The organism is Shouchella oshimensis (genome assembly GCF_004375095.1).
Lineage (GTDB): Bacteria > Bacillota > Bacilli > Bacillales > Bacillaceae_D > Shouchella > Shouchella oshimensis.
The window spans coordinates 729,235-748,323 of sequence record NZ_SNUX01000002.1; the positions used below are offsets into that span (position 1 = coordinate 729,235).

A 19,089-nucleotide genomic window follows, 5' to 3' on the forward strand; every position below is an offset into this window, starting at 1 on the left:
TCGGATAAGGAACAAATGGGTTAAAGGGAGGCAATGGCGTTGGATAGTCGGTATGTGGCTTTACTTTTTAAGATGGTAATGTTGTTATTTATAAGTGGGTTTATTACAAGCGTGGCTATTGCTGGACTTTACTTTACGTACCAGGTGTCGAACTTACATTATTATGTGAATGTGTTTGATCGATTTGCAGCGGCTTTTAACGCAACACTGAACTTTTATATCTATGAATTATTCAATTTAATAAATGTATTATTCTTTCTTGGAATTGTCTTATCTATAGTGGTCATTGGACACAGGTACATACATTATTTCGTGAAGATTGAAAAGGATCTTGGTCAGATGGCAAGTGGCGAGCTTTCTCAACGGATCGAGGTAAAAGAAAATCATGAATTAGGTCAATTAGCTAGGCAAGTGAACCAATTAATAGAAAGGTTAGAAACCACTGTACATGAAGAAAGAATTGCTGAGCAATCAAAAACAGAATTGATTACAAATGTATCCCATGACTTACGAACACCTCTTACTTCTATCATGGGCTACCTCGATTTAATCGAGAGAGATCAATATAAGGATGAAGTTACCTTACGCTATTTTACAGACATCGCTTATGATAAAGCGAAGCAAATGAACACAATGGTTAACGACTTATTTGAATACATTCGGACGAAAAACCCTAAGTTACTGTTAAATAAAGACTACATCGACCTGAAAGAAGTGATCAAGCAAATCGCTTCCCATTTTCATCTACAAATGGCAGAAGCGAAATTGAGCTTTAGGATGAATCTTCCGGATCAAGAAGTGAAGCAATATGTGGATGGAGAAAAGCTCTCTCGGGTATTTGAAAACATTATCGGTAATGCAATCAAGTATGGAGCGGATGCACCGTTTATTGATATTACTCTTCACCAAAGAGAGAAAGAAACAGAAATGGAAATTCGAAATTACGGGGAACCTATTGCTCAGTCTGAGATCCCATTTATTTTTGAAAGGTTTTACCGTGTGGACCAATCTCGTTCAAAAGATACTGGAGGTTCTGGATTAGGGTTAGCCATTGCAAAAAACATTGTTGAGCTACATGAAGGTGAAATTGATGTAACGAGTAATTCAGAAGGAACGGCATTTTTCATCACCTTGCCTATTATGGATAAGGAAGCGTAAAGATTCTCTCATAGACGAAGGAACACCTCCTATATGGAGAGGACAAAAATATATGAACCCTTACGAACGACCGAGTCTGTCGAATCGTATGGAGTGCTTGTAGACGATATCCATCAACTCGTAAAAAAGGATGTGAGCCGCATTGTCTAAACAAATTTTAATTGTAGATGACGACCAAGACATAGCAAACCTCATTAACTATTCTCTGAAAAATGAAGGCTTCAACACAATTATGGCTAGCAATGGTGTGGAAGCAATGAAACAACTGGAACAGCATCCTGTTGATTTAATCGTATTAGATGTGATGATGCCTGAAATGAATGGATTGGAATTTTGCCAAACCGTCAGGCGCAGCCATAGTCTGCCTATCCTGATGATTAGTGCTAAATCAGAAGATATGGATAAAATTACAGGAATTATGACAGGTGCTGATGATTATGTTATTAAACCTTTTAACATTCTTGAGCTCGTTGTTCGTGTGAAGGCGTTAGTACGAAGAGCGTACTACTATCACGGCGCTCCAAAAGAAGGTGGCATCCTTGAGTTAGGCAATTTAACCATTGATAAAAAGAAATATCAAGCTAGAGTGCATGGAAATGAACTGAAATTAACCTCTAAAGAATTTGATATATTATATCTCCTTGCTAGTCAAGCGGGACAAGTGTTTGACTCAGAGACTATTTTTCAAAGCGTTTGGAAGGAAAAGTACTATGATTCAAATAACACTGTGATGGTGCATATAAGCAACTTGCGAGACAAGCTTGAAAAAGCGTTAGGGTATAAAGTCATTCAAACCGTCTGGGGAGTCGGCTACAAAATTGAATCTGTTTAAGGCTCAATAAAAAAAGAAGTCCCTTGACTTCCACATGAGAAAAGACCTATAGTAGGTGTGTAGTAAATAATTGCACGTATAAAGGAGACAACTTTTATGTATCTGGTGGTTCTTAACTAATCCATGAATTGGATAGCTTGAAATGCGATTTTTCAGCGTACTGGTGACGCTTATTTTGTCATGGCATTTCAAGGAGTTAAGAACACGTTTACTAGTAAGAGTTGTCCTACTTGAAGTCTACCTACAATAGTTAGGTACTTTTCTAAGAGGCCGCTGTGAACGATTGTTCAGAGCGGTCTCTTTGTTGTCTCTTGAATAATCGTTCACATGGTTCCTTATACAGCAATAAAAGGAGGAAGCCTAAATGAAACAACAAACTTTAGAAGCGATAGGATTTTACGATGTCCTTAAAGACATTGCTGAACAAACCCGTATGGATCGGGCGCGTGAAACAATTCTTCGGATGACGCCCTTAGTAAATCAAAGTCAAATGACGCATAAGATGACTGAAATTGAAGAGGCTATGCGTATTCTAACACGCAGCGGCAGTGTTCCTATTCACGTTGTGGATGATATTGCCCAAATGATTATGCAAGCAAAGAAAGGATTGTTTATTCGTGCGGACCAATTTACAAGAGTGATATCGTTTTTAGAACACTGTAGCAAGTTAAAGCGGTTTATGAATGATAAACAAGAGATTGCACCACTAATTAGTAGCTATGCGTTTTCGATTGATGATCTATCATCAGTAGAGGAACAACTTACTTCTGCCATTCGTAATGGTCAAGTAGATGAGTATGCGTCAAAAGAATTGAGTTACCTTCGTCGTCAAAAGAAAGTGGCTTTAGAACGATTAAAAACGAAAGTAGAGCATCTTGCGAGTGGAGGAAAATACAAAAGCTTCTTGCAAGATAAGATGGTCTCCACACGCCAAGGGCGATACGTTCTTTCAATAAAAAAAGAATACCGTAATAAAGTAAACGGTACAGTTCTGGACACATCCGCTTCTGGTTCAACTTTGTTTATTGAACCGGCTGAAGTGAGTGATATCCAAGAAGAAGTAAGTATGTACACGTATGCAGAAGAGGCAGAAGTAGAACGAATCCTATTTGAACTAACAGAAGCGTTACTAGCACAAGAACAGACCATTTCAATTGCAATGGATGTCATGCATGAGTATGATGTGTTGTTCGCTAAAGCAAAATATTGTCGGGAAATAGAAGGAATAAAACCTTCTTTATCCAACGATCGAACCATTAAGCTCGTACGTGCTAGACACCCAGCCTTAGGACAGAAAGCAGTGCCGTTGACGTTAACCTTTGGTGGAGCAGTTGATCGAGCGTTAGTAATAACTGGACCGAATACAGGTGGGAAAACCGTCACGTTGAAAACCGTTGGGTTATTGACTGCAATGGCTCAGGCAGGGCTGCTGATTCCTGCAGAAAAAGGTAGTCAGATCGGTATTTTCCAATCCATTTTTGTGGATATTGGTGATGGGCAAAGTATTGAGGATAATTTAAGCACATTTAGTTCAAGAATGGTTTCCATTATAGAGATATTACGAGAAGCCAATGATCGATCTCTTGTCTTGCTTGACGAACTTGGTTCTGGTACTGATCCAAATGAAGGAATGGGTTTAGCCATTACGATTCTAAACCAGTTATATAAAAAGGGTTCAACACTTTTCGCTACGACCCACTATAGCGAAATGAAAACTTTTGCCGATGATACAGATGGCTTCATTAACGGCTCAATGGAATTTGATGTAGAAAGCTTACAACCAACGTATCGATTATTAATCGGTGAAAGTGGGAAGAGTCAGGCTTTTGAAATCGCACTTAAATTAGGCTTACATCCAAGTATCGTTGAGGAAGCACATCAACTCTCATATGGACAGAAGCGTTCCTATCAAGATCGTTTTTCTGCTGAGGCCCTTCAAAGCGATGCGTTTCGTAAACAAGTTATTTTCAATCGTCACGCAAACAAACAAAAGAAAACCCTCTCTTCTGATGTGGAAGCATTCCAACAAGGGGACAATGTAACGATTCAAGCAACGAATGAAACGGCAATCGTTTATAAAGGCCCTGATGAAAAAGGAAACTATATCGTGCAAGTGAAGGACGACAAGCGAATCATTAACCATAAGCGCTTAACGTTGCATATTTCAGCGGAAGAGCTGTACCCTGCAGACTATGACTTCGATATTATCTTTAAAAGCAAAACCTATCGGAAAGTGAAAAATGATCAGAGTCGCAAGCATTTAGATGGTATATGGTTAGAGGAGGAATAAAGTGAGCCTTATAGGACGTTCTACGTTATCTATGGGGTGTGATTCGAAAGGTAGATGTAGCCAAAACTCTATTAGAAAATAGAATGAAGTGTAAAAAACGAAAGACGAATGTCTTAGTGATGGGCTCCCTTCAATGAATTCTTGTTAAAGTCTACTTGATAGGGTGCTAATCATAGAGAACATTCGTCTTTTTGCTTCGTTTTTTATTGAGTTTGTAGGTGAACCTGATCTCGTTCAGCCAACGTTTTTAACGCAACGGTGTTAAGAAGATTAACAGGCTTATTATAATGTGGCTGGAAGAAGAAATCGCTAAATGCTAGGTCTTCTACAGTCATTTCTTGCTGGATGCAGACAGATAAGGTATTCATGAGTTGAGTCTGGTCACTTTTACTCATAATCTGACCGCCAATTAGACGCATTGTCTCGTTTTCATACACGAGCTTAAGCCTGACTTCTGTTGCAGTTGGCATAAAGGTTGGTCGCTCATGATCAATAAGTGTTGTAGAGCGAACATCTAAACCGTACGTTGCCGCTGCATCTTCTGTAAGACCGGTTGATGCCATATGAAGGTCATAAAGCTTTAAACCAGATGTTCCTTGTGTACCACGATAACGAATGGTGGGTTGCACAATATTGTAAGCAACAAGTGTGCCCATTTTAGTTGCGTTCGTTGCAAGTGGTATATAGGCATGGTGCTGTGCAGCATTGTGAAATACTGAGCAATTGTCCCCAGCCGCAAAGATCGAAGGGTCACTCGTTTGCATATAGTCATTTACAAGTAGTGCCCCATTGGATAATGTATCTAGTTCGTCTTTTACTAATTCCGTTTGAGGTCGAAAGCCAACACAGAGAATAACTAGGTCAACATCATGGGTAGCCTTGCTTGTTTGAACAGACTTTACATAACCGTCATCATCGCCAACGAATGATTCTACTTTCTCATTAAGTGCCAATTGAATACCGTGATTCGTTAACGTTTGTTCAACTTCGTCTGTAAATTCACGATCCAAATACTTGTTTAAAACGCGATCAGAACCCTCGATAAATGTGACATGCTTGCCATATGCTTCAAAGGCTTCAACTAGCTCCACACCAATATAACCAGCACCGATTACAGCAATGTTAGTAGCATGAGCCGCTTTCTTAATAATGTCTTGTGCTTGTGCATAGTTTTTGCAAAGCTGAATATGTTTTAACCCAATTCCTGAAATAGGTGGGACAATCGGCGTTGACCCAGTAGTATAAACTAGTTTGTCATAATGATCTTGCTTCGTTTCATTTGTTTCAAGGTTTTCAACAACAATGGTTTTTGCCTGTCGATTAATCGACAAAACGTTGTGATGAACGTGCATCGTTGCACCAAGGGCTTCTAACTCTTCTGGAGACGAATAGAATAGGTCTTCTGCATTCTTTACAACACCGCCAACATTTAGTGCAATCCCACAGGAAAGAAAGGAAACGTTGTTGTTTCGTTCGTAGACTGTAATGTCTGCATCAGGATGAAGACGGAGCAAATTTTTAACGGTTTGTGTCCCGGCATGTGTACAACCAATAACAATAATTTTCATAGAAATAGCCTCCTAAAATATATTGTGAAATACTGAACAATCGTTTTTATACAGGAAGGAGAGAAACCATTCTCACCAACAGTTTAACTTTGTGAATAAGTGAGCAAAGAAAAGTGAAGTTCATTTCAGCTGCTTACAATGTAAGAATAACATATTGTGAAATGGTGAGCAAGTGAAAGTTTGAAATTATTTAGCGGAATGAGTTATAGCCTGTAAGTTCGATGCGAGGGTTAAATAGATGTGAAAAGAGTTGTTGTTTTGGTACACTAGGGAAGAGAATACCGCAAACGAACTACATACACCTACCACTAGGGGTGCGTCATGCTGAGAGAGACGATGAAGTCTTAACCCTTATAAACCTGATCTAGATGATGCTAGCGGAGGGAAGTGGTTGAGCAATAGGTATGTTCTGTTCAACACTTCTTTTCATTAAGGAGTGTTTTTTTATTTAAGGAGGCTGAGAAAAATGAACGAACTAATGGATCAAGTGGACATGCGCGAGGACGAGCTTATTGAACTAGTGAAAGCGTTAATTTCATTTCAAACACCAGCACCACCAGCACGAAATACAGTAGCCATTCAAACGTATATTGCCAATTATTTAAAAGAAATGGGGATGTCGATTGATCAGTGGGATGTGTATGAAGGTGATCCGAATGTTGTCGGGACGTTAAAAGGAACAGACAGGGAGGCCTTTCAAAGTTTAATCTTAAATGGACATGTTGACGTGGCTGCTGTCGAAGAAGATGAAGAATGGGATACCTCCCCTTTTACTGCAGAAGTAAAAGATCGGTCGATTTATGGTCGTGGTGCTGCAGATATGAAAGGCGGACTTGCTGCCTGTTTGTTTGCGTTAAAGCTAGCTTATGACCATGGCATTGAATTAAAAGGGGACGTTATTTTACAGTCCGTTATCGGAGAAGAAGTAGGGGAAGCAGGGACAAAGCAATGCTGTGAACGGGGGTATAAAGCAGATTATGCCATCGTAGCTGATACGAGTCACTGTTCGATTCAAGGTCAGGGTGGTGTCATAACTGGGTGGATTACGATTAAAAGCCCAACTACGCATCACGACGGGACAAGGCGCCAGCTTATTCATGCTGGGGGTGGTGTAAATGGGGCGAGTGCCATTGAAAAAATGGCAAAGCTGATTACAGCTTTACAAGAGTTAGAGCGACATTGGGCAATTACAAAATCGTATCCTGGATTTCCGTCAGGAACAAACACCATTAATCCTGCGGTGATTGAAGGAGGAAGGCACCCTGCATTTATTGCGGATGAATGCCGTTTATGGATTACGGTTCATTTTTATCCAAATGAGTCGATTGAAGAGGTAACAAAAGAAATTGAAACACATCTTCTAGCGGTAGCAAAAGGAGATGTTTGGTTACGTGATCATTTACCACAATTTGATTGGGGTGGAGAGTCAATGATTGTTGATCGAGGAGAAGTGTTTCCAGCGTTCTCTGTTGATGAAAAGCATCCAGGGTTTTCAGTCGTTTCAGAAGCGCATGAAGCGGTCTTTAAAGAGCAACCAAAGGTCGATATGTCACCGACTGTGACAGATGGCGGGTGGTTGGCGGCTTATGGTATACCAACGATCTTATACGGACCGGGAACATTAGCCAACGCCCATGCAGTAAATGAAAAAATTGACATAGACGAACTGATTATGTACACGAAATCCCTTTTATCCTTTATGGTACGTTGGTGTAACACACAAAAAAAGTAGCGGATTTGCTACTTTTTTATGTCCATAATGTCAGTAAAGGACCGTTCTCTCCAAATATAGGATCGTGACTTGGTTTAGGGACGGCTGCAATTTGTTGAATATGTTTATCTTTCTCTATTGGATCACCTGTACAAAGATTATAGGCAGTCCCGTTAGGATAGGCCCCAACAACTGTGAATGAATGACTACCCCGAATAAACTTATGACCGGTTCCAGCAGGTAAGAGTAGTACATCGCCAATAGCTACATGAAGCTCCTCACCTGATGCCCCTCCTATGTGTAACATTGCGTCTCCTTCTGCTACTACAAGGACCTCGTGGGCATTGCTATGATAATGGTGGTAATCAAAGACACTGCCTCGCCACGTATTCCTCCAATGATTCCGTTCAAGCACTTCTTCAATAGCATCCGTTTTGTCAAAAACCGCTGGATAACGAACAAAAGGATAATGGGGGTGGTTAGGAATACGACCATCATCGGGAAAAAAATGTTGCTGTAAAGTGATCTCGCTTATATCGCGCATAACAATGCCCTCCAATTTGCATTTCTTACTCTATACCACTTCTATAAGAAGGCAAACGTTACAAAGTTCAATCAATTGTTAGAAGGGAGCAAAAGAAGGACGTAAAGGTTATTCCTTTCGTAAAACAATTGACTGAAAGGCCAAGTCTCCACCAATGACGTTACTTGGAATTACGTTGAACGATTCGATGGAAAAAAAGGCAGATAAAAGAGACTGGAGAGGCTCATGTTCATAAAATGAGAAAAAGCGTTTAGGCTCATAAACATCCTCTTTCCATATTCCTTCAAATGTTCTCCCACCATACACACCTAAATAAAACAGACCATTTGGTTTTATCACCCTCTTTAATTCACTTAACACCTCACCTAATTCTGCTTTCGGAACGTGTAACAGGCAATTGAATGCATAGAGAGCATCAAACTGTTCATCAGGAAACTGGAGTTGATAAAAGCTCATTTCTGCTGCCTCAAGATCTTTGCTTTTACAAATGGCAATCATTTCAGGGGACAAGTCCGTACTAAATGTATGGAAACCATGTTGATGAAAATACAAACTATCATGTCCAGGACCTGCACCGATCTCTAGTAAGCTTGTCTTCTTTTCACATTGCAATACTCGTAGAAACCTTCTCTTTCATTTGTTTTCCAATCATCTGTTATAACAGAATCTCGGTGTTTCGCCTGTTTGTTGTAGGCTTCTTTTAATTGTTGTTGTGTGTTCATATCATGGCTCCTTATTAATAAGCGTCTTTCATCAAAATATGTAAATGCTTCGTTAGTTCTGCTCGTAAACCACCGTGTTTGTTTTCTTGGAACTGTTCGTTCTCATCCGTCCAGTTCTGTTTTGGGTATTGCCAAACTGGATAAGGAATGCGCTCTTCAGGCTCCCAGCTGTATCTTGGGAAAATATGAGCATGTAAAAAGGCATCTGTATTGCCATAGATTGAATAATTTACTCGAATGGGCTTACATACATGAAGAATAGCATCGCCAATTAAGCTCATGTCTAGTAGATAATCGCTTCTTTTTTGATACGGCAACGCTTCAAGAGAGGGGTATTCTTCATCTGGTAACAGTACGCAATAACCGGGGAGGAACTGCGTGTCACCTATAACCGCAAAGCCAGTGCGCATTCGTGCCATCACCATCGGATTTTGCTGCTGTTGTGCTGCTTTAATACGATTTTGTTTCCAATGATCCATTGTGTCATCTCCTTTATTTATGATGAATAAATTGAAAGGCAACATAAACGGCTAACAAGAAGTAGTGTTCTTCTTTATCTCCTTTTGAAGAGAGGCACAGTTCATACAGATATCGATTAACATGTTGACCGGTACCGATTAGAAAATCGTCACAGGTGATGCGCAATTCTTGACCAATAAGCTCAGTCGTCAATTTAAATGTGCTGTCATTTAGTTGAACAAACATACAACTCTGTCCATTCCTCAAAGCAGATAGAGCTGAGTCAAGCTGAGCAATTCCTTCCTTGATATCATTTTTGTAGATATCCCATTCTTTTCGTTTATCATGTTGTTGGAAAGACAGATACGTGCCGTTTTCAAATGAAAAATGAAGTTGGAGGTGGTGACTACCTTGTCCACGAGCAAGTGATTCGAGGAGACGGTGCCATTTCTTTTTGTAGGATCGTTCAACATAACCAATTTTTTCGCCTTGAAAGAAAAGTGGCTTTTTATTCGTTGATACGCGATCAAACAATCGAACAGAAAAGACAGCTCTATGATGATGTGGGACATAGTCTTGATCTTTTCTGCCTTGCCACCGAAGAAACAAGGTTAATAGGAAGGCAACAAACAGAAAGAATCCTGTGGCGAAAACTTGGATCCACTCAAGCTTCCCAGTGAAAGCGAAGCGAATGGGAATAGCGACTACACCTACAAGGAAAAATGCGTAAAGAATATTCATAATAGATGACGCCCTCCTAAGCTGAGGAATGCTTCTTACCAGTATACATAAAAAAGACAGGTAAATGATAACATTACGAATAGTGAATGTTATACTAAAGTAGGAGGGATGATGGAATGCATGATGAATATGATAATAAACGAGTCAAAGAGATAGATGAAGAGATTTGTGCTTTGCTACACAAACGTAAGGTGATGACAAACAATAATCCAGGCTGTCCGCCTATGGATCAAATGGAAGAATGGGCACAAACCTATCAACTTGAAAAGGAAATGATTGCGAGTATTTTTCATGTCGCCGCTAACGAGGAAGAATATAGGCCAATAATTCAACCTAAGGGCTATGTAAACACCATTCCTCAATCGTTGTTACATGAAGAGGACGACATCCTTTATAGCATACCAGCGTTGCAAATCTATCAAAATGCAACAGTGTTACTCCTGCAAATGGTCTGTCGTCCAGAGAAGGTCAATCTTCATGAGCCACTGAGGGTTTTTACAATCAACGTAAAAGGGTCAAAGCCATACAGAGCCCAAATGACAGAGGGAAATGGTGGGGATGCGATGCAAGGCTATCGGTTTGTTGTTAGCCCTGCGATACAAGAAGAAGTAACGATTGTAGTAGAGGAAAAAGAATGGAGCAAAAAAACACCGCTGACAACTTTTGAGTGGATCGTAAAAGCTTGAACAAAAGGAGAACAATCGAATGCCATTTAAGCGAGAAACGTTGCCATTGCAGAATAAAACCGTGTTGATAACAGGGGTTAGTCGTAGAAAAGGGATCGGATATGCCATTGCTAGGCAATGTGCTGCTTACGGTGCATCCATTGTTATCCAGCATTACCGTATTCACGACAAAGAGCAAGACTGGGGAGCTGATTCATTAGAAGCTGTTTTAGGTGGCATAAAAGAACAGCTGACAGAAGGTGCAACGCTAACGGAGTTTTCAGCAAATTTTGAGGAAGCGAGTGCCCCTGCACAACTTTTCGAGAACATCGAGCATGTACATGTTGATGCACTCGTATGTAATCATGCCATGAGTGGGAGTGATGGTTCTTTAATGGCGATAAATAGTGAATCCCTTTCTCGTCATTACGTGGTCAACACCCAATCTAGCTTGTTGCTTGCCCAGCATTTTACAAAGCAGTTTAAACCGGAGACGGGGCGGGGAAAAGTGATCTTTATGACGTCTGGACAAGAGCTAGGTCCCCTGCGCGGCGAAATTGCGTACGGATCTGCAAAAGGTGCCATTGCCGGGATAACTGAGACCATTGCAGATGAATTAGCCGACTACAACATTACAGTGAACACTGTCAACCCAGGCCCTGTTGATACAGGTTATATGACGGACGAACTTTGGCAGGCCTTGAAGCCTAAATTTCCATTTGGGCGCATGGGTGAAAATGATGATCCAGCACGACTTATTGCTTGGTTATTAACAGATGAAGCCAACTGGATTACCGGTCAAATTATTAATTCAGAAGGCGGCTTTCGTAGAGGATGAAAATGTTACAAAAAATTTAGAATGGTTGCGCTTCTAATCGATTATAATGGATTAAAAATAGGAAAAGAGGCACGTACATGAACGATAAAGTTGTCTGGTATGGTCGCTGTTTGTTTATAGTAGGCATTGTATTATTCGGTCTTACTCAAATTGCGTTGGCAATGGACATACACGATCCCACCTTATTTACAGGAGCGATGATTGCTTATTATGCGAGTATCATCTTCTTTATTGTTGGTCTTATTACTATACTAACGGATTTATTTCAAAGCCAAAATGAGTAGACCTTTTCCCCTTTGAGTAAAAAAGGGGATTTTGTTTAGTTTTTAAAGCATTAAATGCTACAATAAAAAGAAATTGGAAGGTATGAAGCTGGAGGAGTTTGTATGCAATCAGTCCCAACAAATGCAATTAAAGTAGTGTCGCGTGCTAAGAAGGAAACCATTCCCCAAGCCCATGAAGAGCTACGTCACTGGAAAAGTGAAGCCATGAAGATACAAGACGAATCGATCCGTGAACAAGCAGCATGGACTGTTAGCGATAAAACGTTTCACGCTGAAGGAGGCAGTATTATCGGTCTTCTGTCTGGCGCAAATAAAGATCGCTATATTCAATTTATGGTAGGGTATCAGTCGATTTGTGATTTTTTAGATACGCTTTGCGACAAAAATGACAGCACGAACCCGGATGATTTTCGTTCCATTCACAATGCACTATTAGATACATTAGAGCCTGAAAAAGAGTTTAGTGATTACTATCAATATCGACCAGGCTTTCATGATGACGGCTATTTACAAAAGCTGGTGACCCGTTGCCGTGAAGCGGTGCAGCAATTCCCTGGTTTTGACGTGATGAAAGATGACATGAAGGAAGTTGCGCGTTATTATATTGATTTCCAAGTGTACAAACATGTGGAAGAAGAGAAGCGTGAACCGTTGTTAAAAGCGTTTTATGAAGAAAATCAGCACCTTGTTCCAGGGATGCGTTGGTATGAGTTCGCTTGTGGTGCGGCATCAACCCTCGCACTTTATACACTTGCAGCCTATGCTGCTGCCTCTGAGCGAACAAAAGAAGAGTCGAAGCATATAAAAGAAGCTTATTTTCCGTGGGTCCAAGGCTTACACATTATGCTTGATTATTTTATTGATCAAGAGGAAGATCGCTTAGAAAATGAAATGAATTTTGCTGCATACTATGAGTCAAAGGAAGATATGATGGAGCGGTTTCGCTTTCTAGATGAACAAGCGAACTTGAAATTAAAAGGCTTGCCTGACGAGAAATTTCATATGCTTTTGAAGAAAGGCTTGTACGCACTTTATTTATCTGATGGCAAAGTAGCGAATAATCCTGAACTGAAAAAAGATGCAAAGGAAATTATTAAGCTAGGTGGAAAGTCAGCGGCGTTTTTCTTCCAAAATCGCTGGATGTTTAAGCGCGCGATTTAACAATGAAGGCATCTCGGAAATTGACGAGGTGCCTTTTTCAAGGAGGTAACAAGATGGTGATCAGAGAAATTAATCAAGACAATCGAACAGACGTTGAAGCGTTTTTTAGGCAACAATGGGGTTCTTCGCTAATGGTCGTTGCTAGCGGTGTTTATGATTGTAGTGAACTGGATGGCTTTGTTGCACTAGATGAAACTGGAAACATTATTGGATTACTCACGTTTGCGTATCACAACGGACAACTGGAACTAATGTCGTTGGATAGTGTAAAGGAAGGTGTTGGCGTAGGGACTTCTTTATTGGAAACCTTCGAGAATGATGCCAAAGAAAAGAACATAAAAGCGATCCATCTTGTGACAACAAATGATAATGTACATGCTCTTTCATTTTATCAAAAAAGAGGCTATGTACTACATAAGCTTCATAAAGAAGCCGTAAAGAAAGCACGTTTGCTTAAGCCTGAAATTCCGTCTATTGCAGAAAATGGTATTCCTATACGGGATGAAATTGAGTTAATGAAGCCACTTGCTTAAGGAGGAAGTAACGATGCGATCAGAAAAGGAAATGATGAATCTTATTCTTTCAATCGCCAGTGAAGATGAACGTATTTTAGCTGTGTATATGAATGGATCTAGAGTAAACAGGAACGCACCGAAAGACCTTTTTCAAGATTACGACATTGTTTATGTTGTAGAGAATACGGCACCATTTGTGGAAGAGCGTGAGTGGTTGGATCAATTTGGTAAGCGTTTACTTATGCAAGAGCCAGCTCAACACGATGAAGCTCTAGGGAAAAACGTGAATGCTGACCGCTCTTACACGTACTTGATGTTGCTTGCCGATGGAAACCGAATTGATTTACATGTTGAGACGATTGCGTCAATGAGAGATGAATACGAAAACGATTCATTAACGATAGCGTTATTAGATAAAAGGGGGATTTTGCCTGATATCCCACCAGCTTCCGATAGAAATTATCGGGTGAAAAAGCCAACGGAAGCGGAGTTTTTAACTAGCTGTAACGAGTTTTGGTGGTGTCTACAAAATGTTGTGAAAGGGATTTGGCGAGATGAGCTACCTTATGCAAAAGAAATGTTTGATGGTGTGGTGAGAGTGCCGTTGAATCATATGACCTCTTGGTGGATTCAACAAAATCAAAACGCGCCAGTGGCAACAGGAAAAATGGGTAAATATTTTAAGTGTTTCTTACCTGAAACATTATGGGAACAATACAAACACACGTATAGTGGTCCTTCCTATGAAGATTTCTGGCGCTCTCTTTTTATCGCATGTGATTTATTTAGTACGTTAGCGAGAGATGTAGCTAGCCAATTAACCTATCCGTATAACGAAGAAGAAGAAAAGCATATGCTTCTATATATACGCCAAGTTCAGTCGTTGTCAAAAGAGGCGACGGAGATTTTTAAAAGAACGGCTAGTGAACAAGAATAGTAAAAAGAATTAAATTTTTGATTGTTCTGTTTTCAAAAGAGCGTTACACTTGTGTACATATAAGAGGGTGAGGAGATGGTTTATAGGGGATGAGTTCAAAGTCTAGAGTTGTGGCAATCGCGCTTATTACAGCAGTAGCCGTATTAGGGGACGCGATGTTGTTTATTGTGTTACCGCTAAATTGGGAGGAATTTGGTTTAACAGCGGTATGGCAAGTAGGTGTACTTTTATCCATTAATCGATTTGTTCGCTTGCCCATTACACCTCTTATCGGACTTTTTTATAAAAAATTTGATGTGCGGGTTGGTATGGTAGTAGCTGTAAGTCTAGCAGGAATTAGTACGCTGTTTTACGGCTTTTCAAGCGGGTTTATTGTTTTAGTTATCATGCGCATTTTATGGGGCGTTGCATGGTCCTTTATCCGTCTTGGCGGATTATTGACAGTTGTTTCATTGTCTCAAGATACGAACCGGGGCAATTTAATGGGTCTCTACAATGGTCTTTGGGGATTAGGTGGTTTAACAGGGATGTTGGCAGGTGGCGTCTTTGTAGATATTTTTTCGATAACGGCTGTTACGACGATTTTTGCCCTCGGCTCGTTTTTACTTCTCCCATTTATTTATATGCTGATCCCGAAAATAGAAGGAAATGAGGCGGCTCAGGACGCAGCTGACAAGTATAAAAACCTTGATTTAACATTCCTCACTCCTTACATTCGTTTAGTTATCGCAACAAGTGCCACAATGGGTTTTATCGTTTTAGGTATCTTTGCGTCTTCTTTAAGCACACTAATTGGTCGAAGCTATGATGAGCAATGGTCGATTTTGGGTCTAACCATTGGCGTTCTTGGATTAGCAGGCGCAATACAGGCATTTCGCTGGGCGTGGGAACCCTTTATTGCTCCGCTGTTTGGCCGTATGGTTGATCGCTCAACTAATAAACAAACCCTCATACTTGTCCCTTTATTCATTAGCATTGTCACGTTTTGGTTTTTAGGTTTTCTTGACATGATTGTTCCTCTGCTCATTGTTATTTTTATCTTCCAGTTTGCATCCACTATGTTTGTTACCGTTACGGACACACTTGCTGCGGGAGCCGCTTCAAAAACAGACTCTGTCAAGATGATGACTGTTCACACCGTTATGGTTGATCTAGGGGCTGCACTAGGGCCGCTGTTATCGTTTTTAATTCTTTTCTGGTTTGATTTAAGTATGGTGTTCTATGTTGCGAGTATTCTTATGGCAGTGTTAGCGGCTGCTTGGGTTCTATATGGTATAAAACAAAAAAAGACCTTGAGTCGTGTATAGTCCTCAAGGTCTTTTTAGCTTTCTTTCCTCTTATTATCGCAATATCTGTCATTATTTCCGGGGCAATAAGAAAAGCTAATGTATGAAATTGACAAGATTTTCGCTTACATTACAGCAATCGCGCTTCAATCAGAAATCGATGCTGAATAAAATCAATATAGCCTTTATGCTGAATATGCTCATGCATCTGCTGAAGTGGATGTTTATATTTCTCAACAGAAAAGTCAGGAATTTGCCAAGGAATGGCTTTTAAATAGTAAATCACTGCTCCGATATCATAAAATCGCTGCACACCGATCTTTTCTAGTGCTTTTTGAATGTGAAACGGCTTATTAGAGAAAGCTGCTAGTGCATGGTCTAAATCCCATTTTGAATACAAAGGATCTACCTTGGCTCCCAGAGCTTTATTTAAGTCAGAACAGTCTTTTCCACCGACTTGTTGAGTTAAAAACGTTCCGCCAGATTGCAACAATCGTTCTAGTTCGTTAACAGAGAACGAATCATGTTGATTTAAAATGAGGTCATAATAAGAAGATGGTATGGGAATGTTCTCATCGGTTTGAGAAAAAACAACCGTAACGCCAAGGGGACTTAAGCGTTGACGAGCGATCATTAGATTAGGCGCGTAGCCTTCTGTTGCGTAAGCAATAGGTGGATAAGGATGAAGTCTAGAAAAAAATTCTCCACCACCAGTCCCCATATCGAGGACGGCGTTTGCTTGTTGCATGGCGGCATACGCTAGTCCTCCATATGACCATGGTAATAAGCTACTATTAAAGCGATTTAATGAAGTTAAACGGGAAAAATCCCAACCACTAAAAGCTTCTTCTTGTTCTTGTAAATAGGTAGTAAATAATGATTTTTCCATTTCTCTTTTCCTCCATTCCGTTAACTAAACGTTTTAACTGAATAGAGGGAGGTCCGCGAATGAGTCCATAAAGTTGTTAGGTTGGATGAGAGTAAGGGTAGATAATATCGCCTCCAATAAAGTAAGTATGTTAAGTTGGGAACCACATTGTCAAGAATAATCTGAATAAAATCACTTGTGCAATATACCCCTATGAGGTATATTGATCTAAGAGGTGAGTATATGAAGCGAACGTATCAAGTTGCCATACTTTTATTTGATTATGTGGATGCACTCGATTTTGCTGGACCGTACGAAGTATTTACGATGAGTGTCTTTTCAGAAGGCGATGTAAGAAAGCTTTTTATGAATCAATTAGCGTTAAAGGACAAGCCCTTTCAAGTATTTACAGTATCAAAAGAAGGGGAGTCTATTACGGCCCATAATGGGTTAAAAGTGATACCTGATTATTCATTTAAAAACTGCCCTGCTTTTGACGTCCTACTCGTTCCAGGTGGTCCTATAAAAGCAATGAAAAATGTAATGGAAGATCAACAGATTATTGGATGGATAGGGGCTCAACCCCATGCACTGATTGCTTCTGTCTGTACAGGATCGTTTTTTCTAGGTAAAGCGGGACTACTGGACGGTAAAGATGCTACTACAAATCAATCCGCTTTATCTTTATTTGGAAGAACGTTCGAGAAGGTAAACGTTGTTACAGGCAGGCGCTACATTGACACTGGTTCCGTCGTTACATCAGCTGGCATCACAGCGGGAATCTCGATGACCCTTTCTTTAGTCGAAAGACTGTATGGGAAAGAAATGCGAGACAGAACTATACAGATCTTAGAGTTGGAGTAGCTAAGGGGAAATTCACTACCTGTTTTACTTTAACCACAACATCGGTTTGCTTCCTTGGCATATGAGAAATAATTGTTTCTTATCCTAGCACGAAGTATGATACATGCAAGTAGACATTACTTGAAAAAGGGTGAAAGCATGTCAAAGACAACAAGATTAATTGAATTACTGTTTTACATAAATAAACGACATAAGTTTACAGCGCGTGAGCTTGCTCAGGAATTTAATGTGTCCTATCGGACTATTCTTAGAGATTTAGATGAACTAAGCGGGTTAGGGCTACCTTTATATTCCGAGGTTGGTCATGGAGGTGGCTATTATGTTATCGCTGAAAAAATGCTTCCGCCGTTGTTTTTAAAAGAAACAGAAGCAATTGCGCTCTATTTTTCTTTTCAATCGTTGGAATTTGTTCCTACTCTGCCATTCAAAACGGAAACCGACTATGCGCTGGAAAAACTGTATCAGCATTTCTCTCATGAAGCTCGAAAGAGGATTAAAAAAATGAATGGTCGTATTGCGTTTTGGAGTCCTCCTCGTCATAAACAGGCGCGTTATTTAGACGTGTTATTAGAAGCGGCAGTGGAGCGCACACCAATTACAATTACCTATGAAAAAGAAGATGGGCTGGTGGAAAGAATGATCCAGCCGATTGGGCTTTACAGTTCTCATGGGTTTTGGTATTGTCCGTCATACTGTTTTACAAGAAACGCGATCCGTTTATTTCGAGCAGATCGTATTAAACAGGTCGAGAGGACGAGGACAGAACCTGTTGATCTCCCGTTTCAGACAGTTCAAGAATGGCTACTGGAAGCTGAAGAAACAGGTGAAGAGTCATTCCATTTTTTAGTGAAATTGTCGCGAAAAGGGGTAAGAAAAGCCCAATCAATTGTTGACGTAGAACGATTTGTAAAAGTAGAAGAAGATGGAAACGGTTGGATTGAAGCATCTGTTCCGGAACAGGAGCTTCCTTATTTTATTCAAGTAATCTGGACACTTGGCTCTGAAGCCGTTATTAAAGAACCACAAGTAGCGATTGATAGGATAAAAGAAAAAATGCAAGCCATGTGGACAAACTATGTGTAACGTGACACTCATTGTCACTATTATGAGCTAAACTAAAAGAAAGTTACGAAAGGAGATTGATAAGAATGAATGCTGTTAGCCAAATGAAAGAAACCGCATTTCACGAGTTAGAGGTTGGAATTCGGTCGATTGAGGGATTAATACACAAAGTAAGAGAGGAAGACTATTCGTATCGCCCAACTGAACAGATGCGCACATTGGAAGAGTTGATGCGCCATTTAATAGCCATTCCCGAAGTCGATTTATGTATTATGCAGGAACAAACTCAGGAGCAGATTCAACAAATAGAACAGAAATACGATTCGCTTCCTACTAGGCAAGCAATGATTGATGAAATGTATAAAGGGTTAGAAGCCTATAAGACGTATGTATTTCAGTTAGAAGATGAAGACTTTCTGACAAAAACAACGACAGCCTTTTATCTTGAAAAAGGAACGACACAAATTCAGTGGTTAATGGAAGTAGTGACTCACGTCTTTCACCATCGTGGGCAACTTTTTACTTATTTAAAGCAAAAAGGCTATGAGGTAACGATGTTTGACCTATATGTGTGACGATGGAAA

Annotated in this window: 21 protein-coding genes and 1 riboswitch; of the genes, 14 read left to right on the plus strand and 7 right to left on the minus strand. The window is 40.1% G+C overall.

Going from position 1 to position 19,089, the window contains the following annotated elements:
* The first annotated feature begins 39 nt into the window (after positions 1-39).
* The 3 genes from E2L03_RS09610 (at position 40) to E2L03_RS09620 (ending at position 4,280) form a co-directional block, all read left to right on the plus strand.
* Entirely contained in the window at positions 40-1,158 is a 1,119-nt protein-coding gene (locus E2L03_RS09610) for a sensor histidine kinase (RefSeq protein WP_055736681.1), read from the plus strand.
* 142 nt (positions 1,159-1,300) lie between these two features.
* Positions 1,301-1,990, plus strand: a complete 690-nt coding sequence (locus E2L03_RS09615; RefSeq protein WP_134259073.1) for a response regulator transcription factor — start codon at positions 1,301-1,303, stop codon at positions 1,988-1,990.
* A gap of 364 nt (positions 1,991-2,354) precedes the next feature.
* The gene (locus E2L03_RS09620) at positions 2,355-4,280 is read left to right on the plus strand and encodes an endonuclease MutS2 (protein WP_134259074.1); all 1,926 of its coding nucleotides are present in this window, start codon (positions 2,355-2,357) and stop codon (positions 4,278-4,280) included.
* A gap of 203 nt (positions 4,281-4,483) precedes the next feature.
* On the opposite strand, the gene E2L03_RS09625 is transcribed toward E2L03_RS09620, so the two are convergent.
* Positions 4,484-5,848, minus strand: coding sequence for an FAD-dependent oxidoreductase (locus E2L03_RS09625; protein ID WP_134259075.1), 1,365 nt, complete (start codon positions 5,846-5,848; stop codon positions 4,484-4,486).
* Positions 5,849-6,148: 300 nt separating this feature from the next.
* Positions 6,149-6,251, plus strand: a riboswitch (TPP riboswitch).
* 63 nt (positions 6,252-6,314) lie between these two features.
* On the opposite strand from E2L03_RS09625, the gene E2L03_RS09630 reads away from it, so the two are divergent.
* Positions 6,315-7,580, plus strand: a complete 1,266-nt coding sequence (locus E2L03_RS09630; RefSeq protein WP_134259076.1) for an acetylornithine deacetylase — start codon at positions 6,315-6,317, stop codon at positions 7,578-7,580.
* A 16-nt stretch (positions 7,581-7,596) separates the two neighbouring features.
* On the opposite strand, the gene E2L03_RS09635 is transcribed toward E2L03_RS09630, so the two are convergent.
* The 5 genes from E2L03_RS09635 to E2L03_RS09650 all read right to left on the minus strand — a co-directional run bounded on the left by E2L03_RS09635 (position 7,597) and on the right by E2L03_RS09650 (position 10,025).
* On the minus strand, positions 7,597-8,103 hold the full coding sequence (locus E2L03_RS09635) for a cupin domain-containing protein (protein WP_134259077.1): 507 nt from the start codon (positions 8,101-8,103) through the stop codon (positions 7,597-7,599).
* A 108-nt stretch (positions 8,104-8,211) separates the two neighbouring features.
* Positions 8,212-8,715 carry a class I SAM-dependent methyltransferase gene (locus tag E2L03_RS09640; RefSeq protein ID WP_241741813.1) on the minus strand — a complete coding sequence of 168 codons (504 nt, stop codon included), beginning with the start codon at positions 8,713-8,715 and terminating at the stop codon, positions 8,212-8,214.
* Positions 8,685-8,825, minus strand: coding sequence for a hypothetical protein (locus E2L03_RS20745; RefSeq protein WP_241741812.1), 141 nt, complete (start codon positions 8,823-8,825; stop codon positions 8,685-8,687). The genes E2L03_RS09640 and E2L03_RS20745 overlap by 31 nt, the downstream gene beginning before the upstream one ends.
* 14 nt (positions 8,826-8,839) lie before the next feature.
* Positions 8,840-9,304 carry an HIT family protein gene (locus tag E2L03_RS09645; protein ID WP_124741447.1) on the minus strand — a complete coding sequence of 155 codons (465 nt, stop codon included), beginning with the start codon at positions 9,302-9,304 and terminating at the stop codon, positions 8,840-8,842.
* Between the two features lie 13 nt (positions 9,305-9,317).
* Entirely contained in the window at positions 9,318-10,025 is a 708-nt protein-coding gene (locus E2L03_RS09650) for a tubby C-terminal domain-like protein (RefSeq protein WP_134259078.1), read from the minus strand.
* Between the two features lie 116 nt (positions 10,026-10,141).
* On the opposite strand from E2L03_RS09650, the gene E2L03_RS09655 reads away from it, so the two are divergent.
* The 7 genes from E2L03_RS09655 to E2L03_RS09685 all read left to right on the plus strand — a co-directional run bounded on the left by E2L03_RS09655 (position 10,142) and on the right by E2L03_RS09685 (position 15,732).
* The gene (locus E2L03_RS09655; RefSeq protein WP_134259079.1) at positions 10,142-10,711 is read left to right on the plus strand and encodes a hypothetical protein; all 570 of its coding nucleotides are present in this window, start codon (positions 10,142-10,144) and stop codon (positions 10,709-10,711) included.
* Between the two features lie 19 nt (positions 10,712-10,730).
* Positions 10,731-11,528 carry an SDR family oxidoreductase gene (locus E2L03_RS09660; protein ID WP_038477216.1) on the plus strand — a complete coding sequence of 266 codons (798 nt, stop codon included), beginning with the start codon at positions 10,731-10,733 and terminating at the stop codon, positions 11,526-11,528.
* Between the two features lie 77 nt (positions 11,529-11,605).
* Positions 11,606-11,812: a hypothetical protein gene (locus E2L03_RS09665; RefSeq protein WP_038477219.1), complete on the plus strand. Its 207-nt coding sequence runs from the start codon at positions 11,606-11,608 to the stop codon at positions 11,810-11,812.
* 102 nt (positions 11,813-11,914) lie between these two features.
* Positions 11,915-12,973: a tetraprenyl-beta-curcumene synthase family protein gene (locus tag E2L03_RS09670; RefSeq protein ID WP_134259080.1), complete on the plus strand. Its 1,059-nt coding sequence runs from the start codon at positions 11,915-11,917 to the stop codon at positions 12,971-12,973.
* 53 nt (positions 12,974-13,026) lie between these two features.
* Positions 13,027-13,506 (plus strand): GNAT family N-acetyltransferase, encoded by a 480-nt coding sequence (locus tag E2L03_RS09675; protein ID WP_124741452.1) that lies wholly within the window; start codon positions 13,027-13,029, stop codon positions 13,504-13,506.
* Between the two features lie 13 nt (positions 13,507-13,519).
* Entirely contained in the window at positions 13,520-14,425 is a 906-nt protein-coding gene (locus E2L03_RS09680) for an aminoglycoside 6-adenylyltransferase (protein ID WP_124741453.1), read from the plus strand.
* Positions 14,426-14,514: 89 nt separating this feature from the next.
* Positions 14,515-15,732 carry an MFS transporter gene (locus E2L03_RS09685; protein ID WP_134259081.1) on the plus strand — a complete coding sequence of 406 codons (1,218 nt, stop codon included), beginning with the start codon at positions 14,515-14,517 and terminating at the stop codon, positions 15,730-15,732.
* Positions 15,733-15,841: 109 nt separating this feature from the next.
* Here the strand turns inward: E2L03_RS09685 and E2L03_RS09690 are convergent, their stop codons facing one another.
* The gene (locus E2L03_RS09690; protein WP_134259082.1) at positions 15,842-16,600 is read right to left on the minus strand and encodes a methyltransferase domain-containing protein; all 759 of its coding nucleotides are present in this window, start codon (positions 16,598-16,600) and stop codon (positions 15,842-15,844) included.
* 222 nt (positions 16,601-16,822) lie between these two features.
* Between E2L03_RS09690 and E2L03_RS09695 the strand changes: the two genes are divergently transcribed.
* From E2L03_RS09695 to E2L03_RS09705, 3 genes are all read left to right on the plus strand, one after another.
* The gene (locus tag E2L03_RS09695; RefSeq protein ID WP_038477233.1) at positions 16,823-17,443 is read left to right on the plus strand and encodes a DJ-1/PfpI family protein; all 621 of its coding nucleotides are present in this window, start codon (positions 16,823-16,825) and stop codon (positions 17,441-17,443) included.
* A 138-nt stretch (positions 17,444-17,581) separates the two neighbouring features.
* Positions 17,582-18,526: a helix-turn-helix transcriptional regulator gene (locus E2L03_RS09700; RefSeq protein ID WP_134259083.1), complete on the plus strand. Its 945-nt coding sequence runs from the start codon at positions 17,582-17,584 to the stop codon at positions 18,524-18,526.
* Positions 18,527-18,591: 65 nt separating this feature from the next.
* Positions 18,592-19,080: a DinB family protein gene (locus E2L03_RS09705; RefSeq protein WP_055736697.1), complete on the plus strand. Its 489-nt coding sequence runs from the start codon at positions 18,592-18,594 to the stop codon at positions 19,078-19,080.
* Positions 19,081-19,089 lie beyond the last annotated feature (9 nt).

Bases quoted from the DNA above. Each gene is read 5' to 3' on its own strand.
- E2L03_RS09620 (WP_134259074.1), top strand. From the start codon at position 2,355: ATGAAACAACAAACTTTAGAAGCGATAGGATTTTACGATGTCCTTAAA.
- E2L03_RS09625 (WP_134259075.1), bottom strand. From the start codon at position 5,848: ATGAAAATTATTGTTATTGGTTGTACACATGCCGGGACACAAACCGTT.
- E2L03_RS09630 (WP_134259076.1), top strand. From the start codon at position 6,315: ATGAACGAACTAATGGATCAAGTGGACATGCGCGAGGACGAGCTTATT.
- E2L03_RS09635 (WP_134259077.1), bottom strand. From the start codon at position 8,103: ATGCGCGATATAAGCGAGATCACTTTACAGCAACATTTTTTTCCCGAT.
- E2L03_RS20745 (WP_241741812.1), bottom strand. From the start codon at position 8,825: ATGAACACACAACAACAATTAAAAGAAGCCTACAACAAACAGGCGAAA.
- E2L03_RS09645 (WP_124741447.1), bottom strand. From the start codon at position 9,304: ATGGATCATTGGAAACAAAATCGTATTAAAGCAGCACAACAGCAGCAA.
- E2L03_RS09650 (WP_134259078.1), bottom strand. From the start codon at position 10,025: ATGAATATTCTTTACGCATTTTTCCTTGTAGGTGTAGTCGCTATTCCC.
- E2L03_RS09655 (WP_134259079.1), top strand. From the start codon at position 10,142: ATGCATGATGAATATGATAATAAACGAGTCAAAGAGATAGATGAAGAG.
- E2L03_RS09660 (WP_038477216.1), top strand. From the start codon at position 10,731: ATGCCATTTAAGCGAGAAACGTTGCCATTGCAGAATAAAACCGTGTTG.
- E2L03_RS09665 (WP_038477219.1), top strand. From the start codon at position 11,606: ATGAACGATAAAGTTGTCTGGTATGGTCGCTGTTTGTTTATAGTAGGC.
- E2L03_RS09670 (WP_134259080.1), top strand. From the start codon at position 11,915: ATGCAATCAGTCCCAACAAATGCAATTAAAGTAGTGTCGCGTGCTAAG.
- E2L03_RS09675 (WP_124741452.1), top strand. From the start codon at position 13,027: ATGGTGATCAGAGAAATTAATCAAGACAATCGAACAGACGTTGAAGCG.
- E2L03_RS09680 (WP_124741453.1), top strand. From the start codon at position 13,520: ATGCGATCAGAAAAGGAAATGATGAATCTTATTCTTTCAATCGCCAGT.
- E2L03_RS09685 (WP_134259081.1), top strand. From the start codon at position 14,515: ATGAGTTCAAAGTCTAGAGTTGTGGCAATCGCGCTTATTACAGCAGTA.
- E2L03_RS09690 (WP_134259082.1), bottom strand. From the start codon at position 16,600: ATGGAAAAATCATTATTTACTACCTATTTACAAGAACAAGAAGAAGCT.
- E2L03_RS09695 (WP_038477233.1), top strand. From the start codon at position 16,823: ATGAAGCGAACGTATCAAGTTGCCATACTTTTATTTGATTATGTGGAT.
- E2L03_RS09700 (WP_134259083.1), top strand. From the start codon at position 17,582: ATGTCAAAGACAACAAGATTAATTGAATTACTGTTTTACATAAATAAA.
- E2L03_RS09705 (WP_055736697.1), top strand. From the start codon at position 18,592: ATGAATGCTGTTAGCCAAATGAAAGAAACCGCATTTCACGAGTTAGAG.